Origin of the sequence: Mycobacterium marinum (genome assembly GCF_003391395.1) — a bacterium.
GTDB classification, from domain to species: Bacteria; Actinomycetota; Actinomycetes; order Mycobacteriales; family Mycobacteriaceae; genus Mycobacterium; species Mycobacterium marinum.
This window is the reverse complement of the sequence record NZ_CP024190.1, coordinates 6,218,614-6,236,374: the sequence shown is the minus strand read 5'-3', so window position 1 is coordinate 6,236,374 and position 17,761 is coordinate 6,218,614. Positions and strand designations below refer to the sequence as shown.

Here is a 17,761-nt window from a genome sequence, read left to right as displayed (position 1 = left end):
CCCGGCAACTCAGCGGACGCTGTTGATCATTGGGCCAGCCGAATTGCTGGGCCGCCCACCGCGGGCGCTTGGGCCCGCATCGTCACCGTGGGCGGACTAGGGGCAGGTCACGTTGATTTCGAACGGCTTGTTCACCGGGGACATCGGGTTGGCCATGTCGACCCCCGTCGCCGTGCCGCTGATCTTGTAGCTGCTGCCGTCCTTGGTCGCCGAGGCGTTGCCCTGGCCGGTGCCCGACGTGTAGCCCAGCGTCACGCCGTTGACGTTGCCGAGCCCGACCGACTTGACCTCCGGGGGGTTGGCGTCGGTGAGCACCGCGGCGATACCGGTGGCTGCTCCACCGATCGCGATGTTGACGTTGCCCGCGGCCGTCGTGCATACGACGGAGCCGGTCACGTGCTGGTCTTGCCCATCGATGAGGACCTTTGTGCCGGAGGCTTGACCGCCTCCGGTGCTTGCTGATGTCGAGCCCGTACTCGAGCTTTCGCCACCGCTTGTGGTCGACTTGTTGCTCGAACATCCGGAAAGACCCGCGACAAAAATGGCCGCTCCGGCAACCGCGACCGTCAGTCCACGCTTCACCTGTGCTCCTTTGCCCGTGTGTAGCGGCCATCGGCATTGAGGACCGCTTCGGCAGTATGCGGGTTAACTGGACCCGAGGTCTAGGGACCGCGAGAAAAATATTTCCGAGTTCGCTGGCACATCGCCGCGCAAAGTCGCTGCACCGGCCTATCGACGACGGTGATGCTGATGGCAATGTAGTGCCGGTGGACCACAAACCCCCTACCGCGGCGATCGAAACGGCTCATGGCGAACACTCCCTACCGCTACAGGACACCCGAGATTTCGACGACGCTGACCGTGGCTTCATCGCGGCCTTGACCCCGTGCGTCATCAAGGCCGCCGACGGCCGAGTCGTGTGGGACAACGACGCGTATTCGTTTCTCGACGGCCCCGCGCCCACATCGGTGCATCCCAGTCTGTGGCGCCAATCGACACTGGCTGCCAAACAAGGCTTGTACGAAGTCGTGCCGGGCATCTACCAGGTTCGCGGATTCGACCTGTCAAACATCACCTTTGTCGAGGGTGACACCGGAATCATCGTCATCGACCCCTTGGTATCCACCGAGGTCGCGGCCGCCGCGTTGACCCTGTACCGCGCCCACCGCGATGCGGACCGGCCGGTGGTCGCGGTGATCTATACCCACAGTCACGTCGATCATTTCGGCGGAGTGCTCGGCGTCACCTCCCAGGACGACGTGGACGCGGGCAAGGTGAAGGTGCTCGCCCCGCAAGGCTTCACCGAGCATGCCGTTCAGGAGAACGTCTACGCGGGACCGGCGATGACCCGCCGTGCGACCTACATGTACGGCACATTGCTCGAACGTGGACCACAGGCGCAAGTGGGCTGCGGGCTCGGCCAGACGCCATCGACCGGCGAGGTCGCCATCATCAACCCGACTGTCGACATCCGTTCGACCGGGGAAAAACACACCATCGACGGCGTGGAGATCGAATTCCAGATGGCGCCGGGCACCGAAGCCCCCGCCGAGATGCACTTCTATTTCCCGAAGTTCCGCGCCCTGTGCATGGCCGAAAACGCCACCCACAATCTGCACAACCTGCTGACGCTACGCGGCGCGCTGGTGCGTGACCCGCACGCATGGTCGGGCTACCTCACCGAGGCGATCGATACGTTCGCCGACCGCGCCGACGTGGTCTTCGCATCCCACCACTGGCCGACCTGGGGCCGTGAACGCATCGTCGAATTCCTGGCGCTGCAACGAGACCTCTACGCGTACCTGCATGACCAGACGCTGCGGCTGCTCAACCAGGGTTACACCGGTGTGGAGATCGCTGAAATGTTCCAGATGCCGCCGGCATTGGAGCAGGCCTGGCATACCCGCGGCTACTACGGGTCGGTCAACCACAACGTCAAAGCCGTTTATCAGCGATACATGGGTTGGTTCGACGGCAACCCCGGCCGGCTGTGGCCGCATCCCCCCGAAGAGCTCGCGCCTCGCTACGTCGAGGCCATGGGCGGGATCGATCAGGTGGTCGAACTCGCCCAGCAGGCTTTCGATTCCGGCGACTTCCGCTGGGCGGCCACGCTGCTCGATCACGCGGTGTTCACCGACAGCGAGCATTCCGCGGCCCGGACTCTCTACGCCGACACCCTGGAGCAGCTGGCCTATGGCGCCGAGAACGCGGTGTGGCGCAACTTCTTCCTGTGCGGCGCGGCCGAGTTGCGCGACGGCAAGTTCGGTACCGCCGTGCAAACCACCTCGCCGACTCTGCTGACCCAGCTGACTCCGGAACAGATCTTCGACAGCCTGGCGATCCGCATCGACGGTCCGCGCAGCTGGGACCTGGACCTCACCATCGATGTGACGTTCGAGGATCTCAACGCCAACTACCGGCTTGCGCTGAGCAATGGTGTGTTGGTGCACCGCAAGGTCGCCGCGGATGAAGCGACGGCGTCGGCAACCGTCAAGCTGCAGAACAAGTCTCGGCTGCTGGCCGTGGCGATGGGCGACGTCACCTCGCCCGGGCTCGAGGTCTCCGGGGACGAGTCGGTGTTGCAGACGCTGGCCGGTGTGCTCGATGAGCCGGACCCCGACTTCAACATCATCCTGCCCTAGCGGCCATCACGCGACGTCGATCACCACCTTGCCCAGCACCTTGCGTTCGGCGACGTAGCGCAGCGCGGCAGGCGTGTCGGCCAATGGGAAGCGGGCGCCGATGTGCGGCCGGATCTTTCCAGCGGCGAACATCTGTGACAGCTCTGCGACATCGCGGGCGCACTCGTCGGGGTAGTCGCCCATGAAGGTGCGGATCTCCATGCCGCGGATGGTGAGGTTCTTGAGCATCACCAGGTTGAGCGGAATGGCCGGAATGGATCCGGCCGCGTAGCCCAGGGTGACGAACATGCCCCCGCGGGCCAGGCCACGCAGCGCGGGTTCGGCGTACGATCCGCCGACGGGATCGAGGACGACGCGGGCGCTCTCGCCGGTCAGTTCCCGGATTCGCAGCTTCAGGTCCTCCTGGCCATAGTCGACGACGGCCTCGGCGCCGCGCTGGCGGCACAAACCCAGCTTCTCCGGACTGGATGCTGCTGCCAGCACCCGGGCACCCATCGCCACCGCCAGATCGACGGCGGCCAGGCCCACACCGCCTGCCGCGCCGAGCACCACGACCCAATCGCCCTGCGACACTTGGGCTACCGAGCGCAGCGCATGATAGGCGGTGCGGTAGGTGACGCCGAACGCGGCGGCGGACGCGAAGTCGGCGTCGTCGGGGATGGGTTCGGCCGCCGCCCCGTCGAGCAGCGCCAACTCGGCGAACGCCCCGAATGTCGTGCCGAATACGCGTTGCCCCGGAACCAGAGTCACGCCCCCGCCGACGCTCACGACTTCGCCGGCGATCTCGTTGCCGGGGATGAATGGGGGTGGGATCTTGATCTGGTACTTGCCCGCGATGAACAGCACGTCGGGAAAGTTGACCGCCGCGGCGCGAACCCGCACCAGCACCTGACCGGTTGCGGGAACGGGGTCGGGAACTTCGTCTAGCACCAGATCTTCCGGTGGACCGTAGGCGTTACAGACGATCGCGCGCATTCAACTGACCCCCAGCCCGAGCAGACAGAACCGTACGAGATGCTCGATGTCGTCTCGGCCGGGCCGCTCGGCCGAACCCACGTACCTGCGCATCGTCGCAACCGTGCAACCGTAGACCGCCTCGACGTCACGATCCACGTCGGAGCTGCCCAGTGCGGTCACCGGTGCGGTGAGTAGATCACGCAGCGGTCGCAGCATTTCCCGGTCGGTCGCAAGCCAAGTCGACAGTTGCCCGGCGGCCGCGCGACTCATGCTGATCAGGTGTGGGTCGGCAACCTGGGCCAGCGTGCCCTCGATCCAGCGCGCGATCTTGGTGTCCGGGCGTGACTCCTTGGCCATCTGATGTTCCAGGTAGGACACCACAATGGCGACACCGCGCTCCATCACGGCCAGGATCAGATCGTCCTTGCCGGCGAAATACCGATAGAACGCCTTGTTCGACGAACCGGCCTCGGCGACGATGTCGCTGACCCGCGGAGGTTCGGGAGCGGCGCGTTCCATCACCCGCACCGCGGCGGCGAGAATGCGCTCCACTTCCTCGGTGGCCTCGCGCTGGCGGTCATCGAGCGCGCGCTCGACTGCGGCGGTGACTCGATCGCTCACGGTGAATCGGGAAGGGCCGGAACACGGTCGACGAGTTGGCCGTACTTGGCGCGGGCGGCCGCTTGCCGGACGGTCAGTGATTCGCTGGGCCACTGCGGGTCTTCGGGCTCGTAGTTCTTCAGCAGCATCCGCGCCAGGTTCACCTTGTGGGCTTCGGTGGGGCCGTCTGCCAGCCCCAGCGCAACACCGCCGAGTAGCACGCTGACCAGCGGTAGCTGATCGGTGGTGCCCAGCGCGCCGTGCACCTGGATGGCACGCAGACCAATCGATTTGAGCACTTGGGATGCCAGGATCTTGCAGGCGCCGATCTCGGCGCGCGCCGCGTGCTCGCCGGCGGTGTCGATCATCCAGGCCGCGTGCAGCACCGCCAGCCGGAACGGCATCAGCTCGGTGTAGGAGTCGGCGATGAACGCTTGCACCAACTGCTTATCGGCCAGCGAACTGCCCTGGGTGAATCGACTTTTCGCTCGACGTGACATCATCTCGACCGCACGCTGCGCCACCCCGATGGAGCGCATCGCGTGATGCAGCCGGCCACCGGCCAGGCGGGTTTGCAGGATCAGAAATCCCTGCCCCGGTTCCCCGAGCAGCGCATCCGCACCGACTCGAACGTCGTCGTAGTGCACCAGGGAGTGACCCGGTTCGTGTGGCAGGGCGCCGACCAGGTGGTGGTTGGCTTCGATGGTCAAGCCCTTGGTTCCAGCCGGGACCAGGAACGTCGACGCTCCGTGGTGAACGGCCACATCCGGATTGGTGATCGCGACGACGATGAAAAACGATGCGACCGAGGCGTTGGACGAGAAATACTTGCGGCCGCTGATTACCCAATCGTCACCGTCGCGGACGGCGCGGGTGGTGAAGACGCGCGGATCGGCACCGCCCTGCGGCTCGGTCATGGAGAAGCAGGAGAAGATCTCGCCGGACAGCAAGCCCTGCAGGTAGCGGTCCTTTTGATCCTGGGTGCCAAACCGCGCAATGATCTCCGCGTTGCCGGTGTCGGGTGCCTGGGTGCCGAACACGATCGGAGCCCAGGGGCTGCGTCCCAGGATCTCGTTGATCAGGGTCAGTTTCACCGCGCCAAAGCCCTGCCCGCCGAGTTCCGGACCCAAATGTGGGGCCCACAAGCCTTCGTCGCGAACTCGTTGTTTGAGGGGATCCACGACGCGGCGGCGTTCATCGTTGAGCGGCAGGAACTCGCAGCCGGGGAACACCACCTCGAGCGGTTCCACCTCCTCGCGCACGAACCCGCGGATCCAGTCGAGCTTCTTCTCGAACTCCGGTTCGGTGGAGAAGTCCCAAGGCATTCGCGTGCTCCTGTCTTTCAGGGAATGCCGCCGTCGGCGCGCAAGATCGATCCGGTGGTGAAACTGGACGCGTCAGAAGCCAGAAACAATGCCGCTCCGACGATTTCGGGTGGGTTTCCGGCGCGCCGCAGGGCTAGGTGGCCGAATGGATTCTGCGTGGCCGCTTCGAGGTTCCAGGCCTTGCTGACATCGGTCAGAAACGGCCCGGCCATCAATGTGTTGACGCGCACCGTCGGTCCGAATGCCCGCGCCAGGCCCTCGGTCATCGCGTTGAGCCCGGCCTTTGCCGCGGCATAGGGAATGATGTCGGCGCTCGGGCGCAGCGAACCGGCCGAACTCACGTTGATGATGGAGCCTGTGCCGGCGGCCACCATCCGCTCACCGACCAACGCCGAGAGCCGGAACGGGCCCTTGAGGTTGAGGTTGAGCACCGCATCGAACAGCTTCTCGGTGACGTCGCTCAGCTTGTCGTAGAGCGGCGACATGCCCGCGTTGTTGATCAGTGTGTCGATCTTGCCGAAGCGTTCGTAGGACGCCGCGACCAGCCCGTCGAGCTGATCCCAGCGCCCCACATGCACTTGATAGGCCAGGGCGGAGCGCCCGGTCTCGGACTCGATCTCGGTGGCGGTGGCCACGCAGTTATCCAGGTTGCGGCTGGCGATCACCACGTCGGCGCCGCAGCGTGCCGCCGCAAAGGCCATCTGCCGGCCCAGGCCGCGGCTGCCCCCGGTGATCAGGACAACGTGGTCGGTGAGGTCGAAAAGCTGGTCGGCATAACCCATTTCAACGCGCCTTGGTTGCGCGGGCCAGCTCGGCGGCGGTGGCGATCAGCCGGGGGATCATCGCAGCGAACGCGTCCTTGATCTTGGGATCCACCCCGGCTGTGTGGGGCCCGGCGCGCACGGCGGCGGCGTAGGTCTTCTCCAGCACGATGCCCAGTTTCCAGTTCGCCAACACCAGGTAGTAGTCGATGTTGTCGGTGGACAGCCCGCTGACCTTCTCGTAGTGCTCGAGCAGTTCGCTGCGCTTCGGCATGGCACTCATGTCCAGATAGAACCCGTCGGCGCGCGGCTCTTCACCGTCATAGCCCAGCAGTGACCAGGCCAGATCCAGCAGCGGGTCGCCGATCGTGGTCATCTCCCAGTCCACAATCGCGGCCAGTCGGGCGGGTTCCCCGTGGGCGAACATGACATTGGCGAACTGGTAGTCGCCGTGCATGATGCCCGGCGTGTAATGCGCCGGCCGGTTGCGGCGCAACCAGTCCGAGGCCGCGTCCAGCCCGGGCAGTTCGCGCACCTGGTAGGCCGCGAGAAAGTGCAGCCACCGGTCGACCTGGCGCTCATGGAATCCGTCCGGGCGGCCGAAGCCTTCCAGGCCCTGGCCGCGCCAGTCCACCCGGCCCAGTTTGGCCGCCCCTTCGACGAGTTGCAGCGCCAGCCCGCGGCGGGCTGGCAGGTCGGTGTCGAAGGGTGCGGGCCACCCGCCGTCCATCGGGCTCCATCCATCGATGGCCCTCATCAGGTAGAACGGCATGCCCAGCACCGATCCGGTCTCGTCGGCAGCGATCAGTTCTGCGTGCGGCACGTCGGTGCCGGACAGGGCCCTTACCAGCCGGATCTCGCGCAGCAAGCCGTCAATGCGGGTCGCGTCGGCACCCGGGCCGGGCATGCGCAGCACCATGCTCTGATCGCCGCGGCGCACCAGGTACAGCGTGTTCTGCGAACCGCCCTCTAGCTGCGCGAGCAGGGGCTCCTCGCCGCTGCCGGGCGCATGGCTGCTATCCAGCCAGCGCCCCAGAACGGCCGCATTCAGCGAGGTACCGCCTTTGGTCTCCATCGGCCGCACTCCAAACTCTCATTTTGGAGAATAGCATTCTCACTGCGGTTGGGCGGGCCCGGGACGAGCAGGGCATCGCCACTTAGGGCCCAGGGACGCCGGGTCCGCCGTCACCCCCGTTCCCGTCGGGTCCACCGGCGGGGGGTCCGCCGGTGCCGGTGCCGGGGGTGGCGCCGGCGATGCCGTCTTGGCCGCTAGCCCCCATCGCCCCGGTTGCCCCGGGCTGACCGTCGGGGCTTTGGGTTGAGGGGGTTTCGCCTCCGGCGCCGCCGTTGCCGCCGGTGCCGCCGTCGCCTCCGCTGCCGCCGTTGCCGGCGTCTCCGCCGGTGCCGTTGGTGCCGGATTGTCCGTAGGTGCCACCGGCGCCCGCGGCCCCGCCGTCCCCGCCGTTGCCGCCGTTTCCGCCGGTGCCTCCGGTGCCGCCGTCACCGCCATCTCCGCCAACTGCGGCCGCCCCTGCCTCGCTGCTCCCGCCAATGCCGCCGTCTCCGCCGGTGCCTCCGGTAGCCCCGATGCCGCCGTTTCCGCCGGTGCCGCCTGTTCCGCCGTTGCCGCCGTCGCCGTAGAGGCCGCCGGTGCCGCCGGCCCCGCCTGCTCCGCCGTTGCTGCCGTCGCCTCCGGTGGCGCCGATACCGCCGGTCCCGCCGTCACCGGCCGCGCCGCCAGGGCCGTGAAAGCCGTTTCCGCCGTTGCCGCCTGTTCCGCCGGTGCCGCCGCCGTTGCCGCCGTTGCCGCCGTTGCCGCCCTCGCCGCCCTGGCCGGGTAAGACGGAGGTGCCTAACCCGAGGCCGCCGTTGCCGCCGTTTCCGCCGGCGCCGCCGCCGTCGCCGCCTGCCCCACCGTCACCGCCCCAGCCGCCGGCGATTGCGGCGTAGCCGCCTGTTCCGCCGGTGCCGCCGATGGTGCCGGGTCCGCCGCTGCCGCCGTCGCCACCGTTACCGCCGAAGGGCTGGTCGAAGTCGGCGTAGCCGTTGCCGCCGGTGCCGCCTGCTTGGCCGGCGTAGGCGCCGTTGTCGCCGGTGCCGCCGTTGAAGAGGGTTTGATTGCCGGACGCGTCGGTTCCGGGGTTGGCGGTGCTGGTGACGGGGTGGGGGGTGGGGTTGGTGCCGGTGGTGCCGGTGGCGCCGTTGCCGCCGTTTCCGCCGTTTCCGCCGTTGCCGTAGTCGCCGCCGTTGCCTCCGGTGCCGCCTTTGCCGCCGTTGAGGGTGGGGTCGGTGGAGGTGTAGCCGTCTCCGCCGCGTCCGCCGCTGCCGTTGGTGGTGGTGGGGGTGGTGCCGTTGGTGCCGTGGGCGGCGGGGGTGGTGCCGTCCCCGCCGGTGCCGCCGGCCCCGCCGAGTCCGCCGATGCCGGGGTTGGCGCCGTTGCCGCCGTTGCCGCCGTCGAGGTGGGTGGCGTCACCGGTGGCGCCGGTGCCGCCGTCACCGGCGATCGCGCCGTCGCCGCCGTTACCGCCGGCCCCGCCGGCCCCGTTGGCGCCCGCGCTGCCGTGGGTTGCGGCCCCGCCGGCGCCGCCGTTGCCGCCGGTTCCGCCGTTGCCGCCGTTGCCGCCGGCTCCGGCGTTTCCGCCGTTGGTGCCGGCGGTGGTGGCGTTGGTGCCGTTGGCCCCGGCCGCCCCGTTACCGCCGCCCCCGCCGCCCCCGCCGTGCCCGCCGGCCCCGCCGTCACCGGCGATCAGGCCGCCGGTGCCGCCGGCTCCGCCGTTGCCGCCGTTGCTGCCGTTGCCGCCGTTGCCGCCGGGATCACCAGCGGCGGGCGGCGCGGTCCCGAGGGCGCCGGTGGCGCCGTTGCCGCCGTTGCCGCCGGCGCCGCCGTTGCCGTAGTCGCCGCCGTTTCCGCCGTTGCCGCCGTTGCCGCCGTTGAGGGTGGGGTCGGTGGAGGTGTAGCCGTCTCCGCCGCGCCCGCCGTCGCCGGCGTTGGTGGTGGGGGTGGTGCCGGCCAGGCCGTGGGCGCCGGTGCGCGAACCAGTCCCGCCGGTCCCGCCGGCGCCGCCGGCGCCGGGGTTACCGCCGTTGCCGCCGTTGCCGCCGTCGAGGTGGAGGCCATCACCGTTGGCGCCGGCGCCGCCGTTGCCAGCGATCGCTCCGTTACCGCCGGTGCCGCCGTTACCGCCGGCCCCGGTTGTCCCGGTGCTGCCGAACCAGCCGGTGGCTCCGCCGGCTCCGCCCGTACCGCCATCACCGCCGGTCCCGCCGGCCCCGCCGTTACCGCCGTTGCCGCCGCTGGTCCCGGCGGTCGTCGCGGTTGCGCCCGCGCCTCCGGCTCCGCCCGCACCGCCGGCACCGCCGGCCCCGCCGGCCCCACCGTCGCCGCCGGCACTGAACAGCCAGCCGCCTCGGCCACCGGCCCCGCCCGCCCCGCCGGCCCCGCCGTCGTGTCCGGTCTGGCCGGTTTGTCCGGTCAAACCCTGGGCGCCCGCCGCGCCGGTGGCGCCGTCCCCGCCGGCCCCGCCGGCCCCGCCATCACCGAACACCCAGCCGCCTCGGCCCGCGCCTCCACCGGAGCCCCCGGCCCCAGTGTTGGAGGTGCCCCCGGCCCCGCCGGCCCCACCGTCGCCGGCTACCCAGCCGCCGTTACCGCCATGACCGCCGCCACCGCCCACACCCGTACCCGAGATGCCGCCGGCCCCACCGGCCCCACCGGCCCCGAACAACCCCGTACCGCCGCCATGACCCCCCACCCCGGCGGTGGTCAGGCCATTGCCGCCGGTCCCGCCTTGGCCCCCAGCACCGAACAGCCAGCCGCCGGCGCCCCCGCCGCCCCCGACACCGCCGGCCCCGCTCGCGGAGGCCCCGCCGGCCCCGCCAGCACCACCGGTACCGATCAACCCGGCGCTACCCCCACGGCCCCCGGCCTGACCGGCCGCTCCCGATCCGCCCCGACCCCCATTGCCCCACAACAGGCCGCCGGCACCGCCATTGCCTCCGGTGCCATCCACCCCATTGGCGCCATCACCGATAAGCGGGCGCCCCAACCAGGCCATCGTCGGGGCATTGAGGGCGCCCATCACATCGGCGCCGGCGCTCTGCAACACCGATACCCCCGCCGCCTCGGCCCCGGCATAGGAATCCGCGGCCGCATTCAATGCCGCGACGAACCGGCCATGAAACACCGCCGCCTGCGCGCTGATCGCCTGATAGGCCTGCCCATGACCATCAAATAGCTGGGCCACCGCCACCGACACCTCATCGGCGCCCAATGCTCCCGCCAACGCCGTGGTCGGCCCCGCCGCCCACGCCCCGGCGGTCTGCACACCCGAGCCGATCACCGCCGCCTGGGCGGCAGCGGCCCCCAACACCTCCGGGCTAGCAAACACAAAAGACATGACCGTCTCCCCGACTGGTAGCTCGCCCAACACCAACACGCAATCACCACACCGTGAGCACAGCGATACTAGCCATCTGAAAACCAGCGATTCCGGTTTTCCGAGAAAATTCACCCAGCCCCACCCGGCGCCCATCCAGTACCCGCGAGCACCACACCAGCAGCGCAGCGACCCCGGTCAGCTGAAAACCCGCGATTGCCATGCCTGGGCAATGTCCACCACGTGGTCCCTACGAGCGGTGCTAGTGGTCTATAGCGGGTGTCTAGGGAACCCCGGGCCCACCATTGCCGCCATTGCCGGCGGTGCCGGTGCCCGGGGTCATACCGGCGATGCCGTCTTGGCCGGTAGCCCCCATCGCGCCGGCTTGTCCGTCGGCGCCGTAAGGAGGACCGGGACTAAAGCCGTATTCGTCCACGGTGGCGCCGCCGTCACCGGGGGCGCCACCGTCGCCTCCGCTGCCGCCGGTGCCGGCGTTGCCGCCGGTGCCGTTGGTGCCGGATTGTCCGTAGGTGCCGCCGGCGCCCGCGGCGCCGCCGTCCCCGCCGTTGCCGCCGTTGCCGCCGGTGCCTCCGGTGCCGCCGTCGCCGCCGGTCCCGGGGGAAGAGGAGTCGCCGTTGTAATAGGTTTGGCCGTTGCCTCCGGTGCCGCCGGTGCCGCCGGTGGCTCCGGTGCCGCCGTTGCCTCCGGTGCCTCCTGTTCCGCCGTTGCCGCCGTTGCCGTAGAGGCCGCCGGTGCCTCCGGCGCCGCCTGCTCCGCCGTTGCTGCCGTCGCCTCCGGTGGCGCCGATGCCGCCGGTGCCGCCCGTGCCACCGGTCCCGTTGTGACCGCCTTGGGTGCTGTACCCGCCGTTGCCGCCGTTGCCTCCGGTCCCGCCGCCTGCCCCGCCGTTGCCGCCGGCACCCCCGTCGTTGCCGTAATAGAACGAGTTGCCGCCGGCACCGCCGTTTCCGCCGGCGCCGCCGCCGTCGCCGCCTGCCCCGCCATCGCCGCCTGTTCCGGCGACGTCGACACCGGGGCCGCCGTGGCCGCCGTTGCCGCCGACAGTGCCGGGGCCGCCGATGCCGCCATCCCCGCCGTTGCCGCCAAGCGCATTCTGCGCGTCGTAGTAGCCGATGCCGCCGTTTCCGCCTGCTTGGCCGGCGTAGGCGCCGTTGTCGCCGTTGCCGCCATTGAAGGTGTCGGCAGTTCCGTTGGCTCCGGAGGCGGCGGTGCTGGTGACGGGGTGGGGGGTGGGGTTGGTGCCGGTGGTGCCGGTGGCGCCGTTGCCGCCGTTTCCGCCGGCGCCGCCGTTGCCGTAGTCGCCGCCGTTGCCTCCGGTGCCGCCTTTGCCGCCGTTGAGGGTGGGGTCGGTGGAGGTGTAGCCGTCTCCGCCGCGTCCGCCGCTGCCGTTGGTGGTGGTGGTGGGGGTGGTGCCGTTGATGCCGTGGGCGGCGGGGGTGGTGCCGTCCCCGCCGGTGCCGCCGGCCCCGCCGAGTCCGCCGATGCCGGGGTTGGCGCCGTTGCCGCCGTTGCCGCCGTCGAGGTGGGTGGCGTCACCGGTGGCGCCGGTGCCGCCGTCACCGGCGATCGCGCCGTCGCCGCCGTTACCGCCGGCCCCGCCGGCCCCGTTGGCGCCCGCGCTGCCGTGGGTTGCGGCCCCGCCGGCGCCGCCGTTGCCGCCGGTTCCGCCGTTGCCGCCGTTGCCGCCGGCTCCGGCGTTTCCGCCGTTGGTGCCGGCGGTGGTGGCGTTGGTGCCGTTGGCCCCGGCCGCCCCGTTACCGCCGCCCCCGCCGCCCCCGCCGTGCCCGCCGGCCCCGCCGTCACCGGCGATCAGGCCGCCGGTGCCGCCGGCTCCGCCGTTGCCGCCGTTGCTGCCGTTGCCGCCGTTGCCGCCGGGATCACCAGCGGCGGGCGGCGCGGTCCCGAGGGCGCCGGTGGCGCCGTTGCCGCCGTTGCCGCCGGCGCCGCCGTTGCCGTAGTCGCCGCCGTTTCCGCCGTTGCCGCCGTTGCCGCCGTTGAGGGTGGGGTCGGTGGAGGTGTAGCCGTCTCCGCCGCGCCCGCCGTCGCCGGCGTTGGTGGTGGGGGTGGTGCCGGCCAGGCCGTGGGCGCCGGTGCGCGAACCAGTCCCGCCGGTCCCGCCGGCGCCGCCGGCGCCGGGGTTACCGCCGTTGCCGCCGTTGCCGCCGTCGAGGTGGAGGCCATCACCGTTGGCGCCGGCGCCGCCGTTGCCAGCGATCGCTCCGTTACCGCCGGTGCCGCCGTTACCGCCGGCCCCGGTTGTCCCGGTGCTGCCGAACCAGCCGGTGGCTCCGCCGGCTCCGCCCGTACCGCCATCACCGCCGGTCCCGCCGGCCCCGCCGTTACCGCCGTTGCCGCCGCTGGTCCCGGCGGTCGTCGCGGTTGCGCCCGCGCCTCCGGCTCCGCCCGCACCGCCGGCACCGCCGGCCCCGCCGGCCCCACCGTCGCCGCCGGCACTGAACAGCCAGCCGCCTCGGCCACCGGCCCCGCCCGCCCCGCCGGCCCCGCCGTCGTGTCCGGTCTGGCCGGTTTGTCCGGTCAAACCCTGGGCGCCCGCCGCGCCGGTGGCGCCGTCCCCGCCGGCCCCGCCGGCCCCGCCATCACCGAACACCCAGCCGCCTCGGCCCGCGCCTCCACCGGTGCCCCCGGCCCCGCCGGCCCCACCGTCGCCGGCTACCCAGCCGCCGTTACCGCCATGACCGCCGCCACCGCCCACACCCGTACCCGAGATGCCGCCGGCCCCACCGGCCCCACCGGCCCCGAACAACCCCGTACCGCCGCCATGACCCCCCACCCCGGCGGTGGTCAGGCCATTGCCGCCGGTCCCGCCTTGGCCCCCAGCACCGAACAGCCAGCCGCCGGCGCCCCCGCCGCCCCCGACACCGCCGGCCCCGCTCGCGGAGGCCCCGCCGGCCCCGCCAGCACCACCGGTACCGATCAACCCGGCGCTACCCCCACGGCCCCCGGCCTGACCGGCCGCTCCCGATCCGCCCCGACCCCCATTGCCCCACAACAGGCCGCCGGCACCGCCATTGCCTCCGGTGCCATCCACCCCATTGGCGCCATCACCGATAAGCGGGCGCCCCAACCAGGCCATCGTCGGGGCATTGAGGGCGCCCATCACATCGGCGCCGGCGCTCTGCAACACCGATACCCCCGCCGCCTCGGCCCCGGCATAGGAATCCGCGGCCGCATTCAATGCCGCGACGAACCGGCCATGAAACACCGCCGCCTGCGCGCTGATCGCCTGATAGGCCTGCCCATGACCATCAAATAGCTGGGCCACCGCCACCGACACCTCATCGGCGCCCAATGCTCCCGCCAACGCCGTGGTCGGCCCCGCCGCCCACGCCCCGGCGGTCTGCACACCCGAGCCGATCACCGCCGCCTGGGCGGCAGCGGCCCCCAACACCTCCGGGCTAGCAAACACAAAAGACATGACCGTCTCCCCGACTGGTAGCTCGCCCAACACCAACACGCAATCACCACACCGTGAGCACAGCGATACTAGCCATCTGAAAACCAGCGATTCCGGTTTTCCGAGAAAATTCACCCCACCCCCACGCGCTGACCACCACCACGCGGCTGCCGCGCCGGGGCCCTGCGGGCCAACATCACGTTGGCGACTAGCGGCCACCAGGGCGACCGCGACTGCCTCCCTCGCCGCCCGAGCGGTTTGGTCCGGGGCCTTCGCCGGGGCCACCGTCGCTGCCGACAACCTGCTGTCCGTTCAGGGTGCTGGTGCCGCCGTGGCCGCCATTGCCGCCGGAGCCGCCGACGGCGGAGCTCAACCTGGTGGTGCCGGCGTCGCCGCCCCACCCGCCCTCGCCGCCCCAGCCGCCGTAGCCGTCGGTGCCCAGGCCGCCGGCACCACCGAGGCCGCCGTTGCCGCCGTTGCCGGCGAACGTGCCCGCCCCGTCTCCACCGGCGCCGCCGCTGCCGCCGCGCCCGCCGTCGCCGCCGGTGACGCCCGTGCCGCCAGCACCGCCGGTGCCGCCGGTGCCGCCGGTGCCGGGACTTGACCAGGGGCCACCGTTACCGGCGTAGCCGCCCGAGCCGCCGCGCCCGCCGTCGCCGCCCGCGCCGCCGGCTCCGTAGACGTTGTCGCCGCCAAGCCCGCCCTTACCGCCGTGCCCGCCTTGGGCGCCAGTCTGTGCGCCGCGGCCGCCGTCGCCGGCGTCGCCGCCAGCCCCGCCCTTGCCGGCGACGCCGTCGGCAGTGTTGGAGGAACCACCGTTGCCGCCGGTACCCCCGCTACCACCGACGCCGGCAGCGGTCTGGCCGTCACCGCCGGTCCCGCCGGTCCCGCCGTGGCCCCCATTGCCGGCGGTGGTTCCGGCGCCGCCGGTGCCGCCGACGCCGCCCCTGCCCCCGTTGCCGCCGTTGAACTGGCCGTTGGCGCCGGTGCCGCCGTGGCCGCCGACCCCGCCGTTTCCACCGACGCCGTTGAGGCCACCAACCCCACCGTTGCCGGCGGCGCCGCCGGAACCGCCACTCCCGCCGTAGGTCTCATTGGCGCCGGCGCCTCCGGCACCACCGGTGCCGCCGTTCCCGCCAAGGCCGCCGTAACCGCCGCCGTTGATAGAGAGGCTGCCGGCGCCACCAATCCCGCCGGCGCCGCCGGCACCACCAGTCGCCCCGCGGTTGGACGCATTCTCGCCGCCGATGCCCCCATTGCCGCCGGCCCCGCCGGACCCGCCGTGCCCGTTGGCCAACAACGTGCTGCCGCCGCCGGCGCCACCGTTGCCGCCCGCGCCGCCGGCCGCGCCGTTGGCGTTGATCCCTCCGTTTCCGCCGTCGCCGCCGCTGCCGCCATGGCCGCCGGTACCGGCGGCGCCGCCGGCTCCGCCATTGCCGCCATGGCCGCCGACGTTTCCTCTTGGGGTGTATCGGGTGTTGCCGTCGCCCCCTCGGCCCCCGCTACCACCGTCGCCGCCAACCCCGTCATTGCTGGCGGTGCCGCCATCCCCGCCTTTGCCGCCGGTGCCTGCGGTGCCGCCGTTGCCGTTTCCGCCGGCGCCGCCGTTGCCGCCGTTGCCTCCGGTGCTGGCGCCGTGACCGCCGTTTCCGCCGTTTCCGCCGTTTCCGCCGTCGACGTCGTTGGCGCCGTTGCCCTCACCGCCGGCGCCGCCGGCGCCTCCTGCGCCTCCTGCGCTGACTCCGGCAGCGCCGTTGCCGCCGTTTCCGCCGGTCCCGCCGGCGACGCCGCCGCCTCCGTTGCCGCCGTTGCCGCCGATGAAACCAGTACCGCCGATACCGCCGTTGCCGCCGTTGCGGTTGGCGCCGAGTGCGGCATTGCCGTTGGCGCCCTTGCCGCCGTTACCGCCGTTGCCGTCGTTTCCGGTGGCGCCCTGGGCGGCTCTGCTGGATTCATCACCGCTGAGGCCGCCGTAACCGCCCTGATTGCCATTCCCGCCGTGCCCGCCGGCACCACCGTTTCCTTGGCGCCCCAGTGCGGTGTGCAGGCCGTCACCGCCGGTGCCGCCGTTGCCGCCGGTCCCGCCAACACCGCCGACACCGCCGGCGCCCGTGGTGCCGTCGTGGAATCCGTTTCCGGCGGTGTGCCCACCACCAACGCCGCCGTGACCACCGTTGCCGCCGAGGCCGCCGCGACCGCCGTCCCCACCGGAATGGCCGTCAACATTGAAGGGACCAAGAGGTGTATCGCCTCGTGAGCCGTCGCCGCCGATGCCGCCGGTCCCGCCGATGCCACCTGCCCCGCCGGCGCCACCGTTGCCCTTGATCAGGCCGCCCTCGCCGCCAGCTCCGCCAACCCCGCCGCTGCCCCCGAGACCGCCTTGAAACCCTTTGTCGCCCGGGGTGAGCCCGGCACTGCCCGTGCCGCCCCGGCCGCCCTGGCCACCCGTGCCGCCGGCCCCACCGTGGCCGTAGTCGCCGGCGTTGCCTCCTTTGCCGCCGGCCCCACCGTCACTACCCCTGCCGCCTTCGAGATGGGTTGCGTCGCCGGCGGTACCGGTGGCGCCGTGCCCGCCGTCGCCGCCGCGACCACCATCGCCGATTTTCCCGGCGTCCCCGCCAGCGCCTCCAGCGCCCCCGGCAACATTCGGGTCAAACGACGCCGCCCCGGGCGCTCCGGCCCCGCCGTCGCCGAGCAACAATCCACCGCGGCCGCCGGACCCGCCGGCCATCGTGGCCGCACTCGAGCCAGCCAGACCCGCTCCGCCGGCCCCGCCGGACCCGATCAACCCGGCATCTCCACCGCGGCCGGCAACGGTGGTGGCCGTGGCCGCCGCCCCGGTCCCGCCATCACCGAACAGCAAGCCACCCGCCTCGCCCGCGCCGCCGTTGACTCCGGCCACCCCCGGTGCGCCATTGCCGATCAAGTCCCGCCCGATTGCTGCCTCGAACGGCGCATTGATCACCGGATCCACCACCTGGCCCAGCGGACTGGTGATCCAGGCCTGGCTCAGCGTATGTGCTGGCTGCACCAACAACGCGTCAGATTCCGCGCCGATCACCGCCTGCACCACCCCGACCGGGCCCTCCCCGGCTTTGGCCGCGGTGGCCGCCGCCTCGTAGGCACCGGAGAGCACTGCGGTCGGCCCGGCCGTGGCGTCCCACACCCGCCCCAACGCGGCGGCGCTGGCGGCCTCCGCACTCGCGTAGGCCTTTGCGGCGGCGTCAAGGGTCCGCCCGAACCCTCCCTGCAGGCCGTCCAGAAATTCCTCGAGCACCACCTCGTACTGCTGCGCGTGATCGGTGAACAACGCCGCGATCCCCACCGACACCTCATCGGCGCCAGCGGCCAACAAGCCCATCGTCGGAGCCGCCGCCGCCCTGCTGGCCGCACTCACGGCCGACCCGATGCCGGCCACCTCCGCTGCCGCCGCACTCAACTGCTGCGGAGCCACATTCACAAACGACACAGCGCACCACCCATCGGTCGGCAAGGCCCTTAGCCCAACAACATCGCTGACCATAAATGTGCAGGCCAGCGTCGTATTGGCGAATCAAAGCCGCCATCAAATGTTGAGAAGGGCCACCCCGGACCACGCTCTTGCGGCCGTCTCACCCCCGCGATGATGAACAGCAACATTGCTGACCGTCAGACACCATTCGCG

At 71.8% G+C, this 17,761-nt stretch carries 10 protein-coding genes; 1 reads left to right on the top strand and 9 read right to left on the bottom strand.

The annotated features are described in order from the left end of the window. Nucleotides 1-96 precede the first annotated feature (96 nt). A complete protein-coding gene (locus CCUG20998_RS26535) occupies nucleotides 97-582 on the bottom strand; it encodes a lipoprotein LpqH (protein ID WP_015357568.1) in 486 nt (161 codons plus the stop codon). Nucleotides 583-761: 179 nt separating this feature from the next. Here CCUG20998_RS26535 and CCUG20998_RS26530 point away from each other — a divergent pair, with 179 nt between their 5' ends. Next, a complete protein-coding gene (locus CCUG20998_RS26530) occupies nucleotides 762-2,642 on the top strand; it encodes an alkyl/aryl-sulfatase (protein ID WP_012396819.1) in 1,881 nt (626 codons plus the stop codon). Between the two features lie 6 nt (nucleotides 2,643-2,648). Here CCUG20998_RS26530 and CCUG20998_RS26525 read toward each other — a convergent pair whose 3' ends face one another. The 8 genes from CCUG20998_RS26525 to CCUG20998_RS26490 all read right to left on the bottom strand — a co-directional run bounded on the left by CCUG20998_RS26525 (nucleotide 2,649) and on the right by CCUG20998_RS26490 (nucleotide 17,566). Further along, a complete protein-coding gene (locus tag CCUG20998_RS26525; RefSeq protein WP_020731026.1) occupies nucleotides 2,649-3,617 on the bottom strand; it encodes an NADPH:quinone oxidoreductase family protein in 969 nt (322 codons plus the stop codon). Beyond that, nucleotides 3,618-4,220 (bottom strand): TetR/AcrR family transcriptional regulator, encoded by a 603-nt coding sequence (locus CCUG20998_RS26520; protein WP_020731025.1) that lies wholly within the window; start codon nucleotides 4,218-4,220, stop codon nucleotides 3,618-3,620. Beyond that, nucleotides 4,217-5,524: an acyl-CoA dehydrogenase family protein gene (locus CCUG20998_RS26515; protein ID WP_020731024.1), complete on the bottom strand. Its 1,308-nt coding sequence runs from the start codon at nucleotides 5,522-5,524 to the stop codon at nucleotides 4,217-4,219. The genes CCUG20998_RS26520 and CCUG20998_RS26515 overlap by 4 nt, the downstream gene beginning before the upstream one ends. A 17-nt stretch (nucleotides 5,525-5,541) precedes the next feature. Then, on the bottom strand, nucleotides 5,542-6,306 hold the full coding sequence (locus CCUG20998_RS26510; RefSeq protein ID WP_020731023.1) for an SDR family NAD(P)-dependent oxidoreductase: 765 nt from the start codon (nucleotides 6,304-6,306) through the stop codon (nucleotides 5,542-5,544). A 1-nt stretch (nucleotide 6,307) separates the two neighbouring features. Further along, the gene (locus tag CCUG20998_RS26505) at nucleotides 6,308-7,360 is read right to left on the bottom strand and encodes a phosphotransferase family protein (protein WP_020731022.1); all 1,053 of its coding nucleotides are present in this window, start codon (nucleotides 7,358-7,360) and stop codon (nucleotides 6,308-6,310) included. 82 nt (nucleotides 7,361-7,442) lie between these two features. Continuing rightward, nucleotides 7,443-10,682: a PE family protein gene (locus CCUG20998_RS29125; RefSeq protein WP_116269167.1), complete on the bottom strand. Its 3,240-nt coding sequence runs from the start codon at nucleotides 10,680-10,682 to the stop codon at nucleotides 7,443-7,445. Nucleotides 10,683-10,944: 262 nt separating this feature from the next. Further along, nucleotides 10,945-14,118 (bottom strand): PE family protein, encoded by a 3,174-nt coding sequence (locus CCUG20998_RS26495; protein ID WP_116269166.1) that lies wholly within the window; start codon nucleotides 14,116-14,118, stop codon nucleotides 10,945-10,947. Nucleotides 14,119-14,305: 187 nt separating this feature from the next. Beyond that, entirely contained in the window at nucleotides 14,306-17,566 is a 3,261-nt protein-coding gene (locus tag CCUG20998_RS26490) for a PE family protein (protein WP_050674645.1), read from the bottom strand. Nucleotides 17,567-17,761 lie beyond the last annotated feature (195 nt).

Coding starts and splice junctions, on each gene's coding strand:
- CCUG20998_RS26505 (WP_020731022.1), bottom strand. CDS start 7,360: ATGGAGACCAAAGGCGGTACCTCGCTGAATGCGGCCGTTCTGGGGCGC.
- CCUG20998_RS26495 (WP_116269166.1), bottom strand. CDS start 14,118: ATGTCTTTTGTGTTTGCTAGCCCGGAGGTGTTGGGGGCCGCTGCCGCC.
- CCUG20998_RS26525 (WP_020731026.1), bottom strand. CDS start 3,617: ATGCGCGCGATCGTCTGTAACGCCTACGGTCCACCGGAAGATCTGGTG.
- CCUG20998_RS26510 (WP_020731023.1), bottom strand. CDS start 6,306: ATGGGTTATGCCGACCAGCTTTTCGACCTCACCGACCACGTTGTCCTG.
- CCUG20998_RS26515 (WP_020731024.1), bottom strand. CDS start 5,524: ATGCCTTGGGACTTCTCCACCGAACCGGAGTTCGAGAAGAAGCTCGAC.
- CCUG20998_RS29125 (WP_116269167.1), bottom strand. CDS start 10,682: ATGTCTTTTGTGTTTGCTAGCCCGGAGGTGTTGGGGGCCGCTGCCGCC.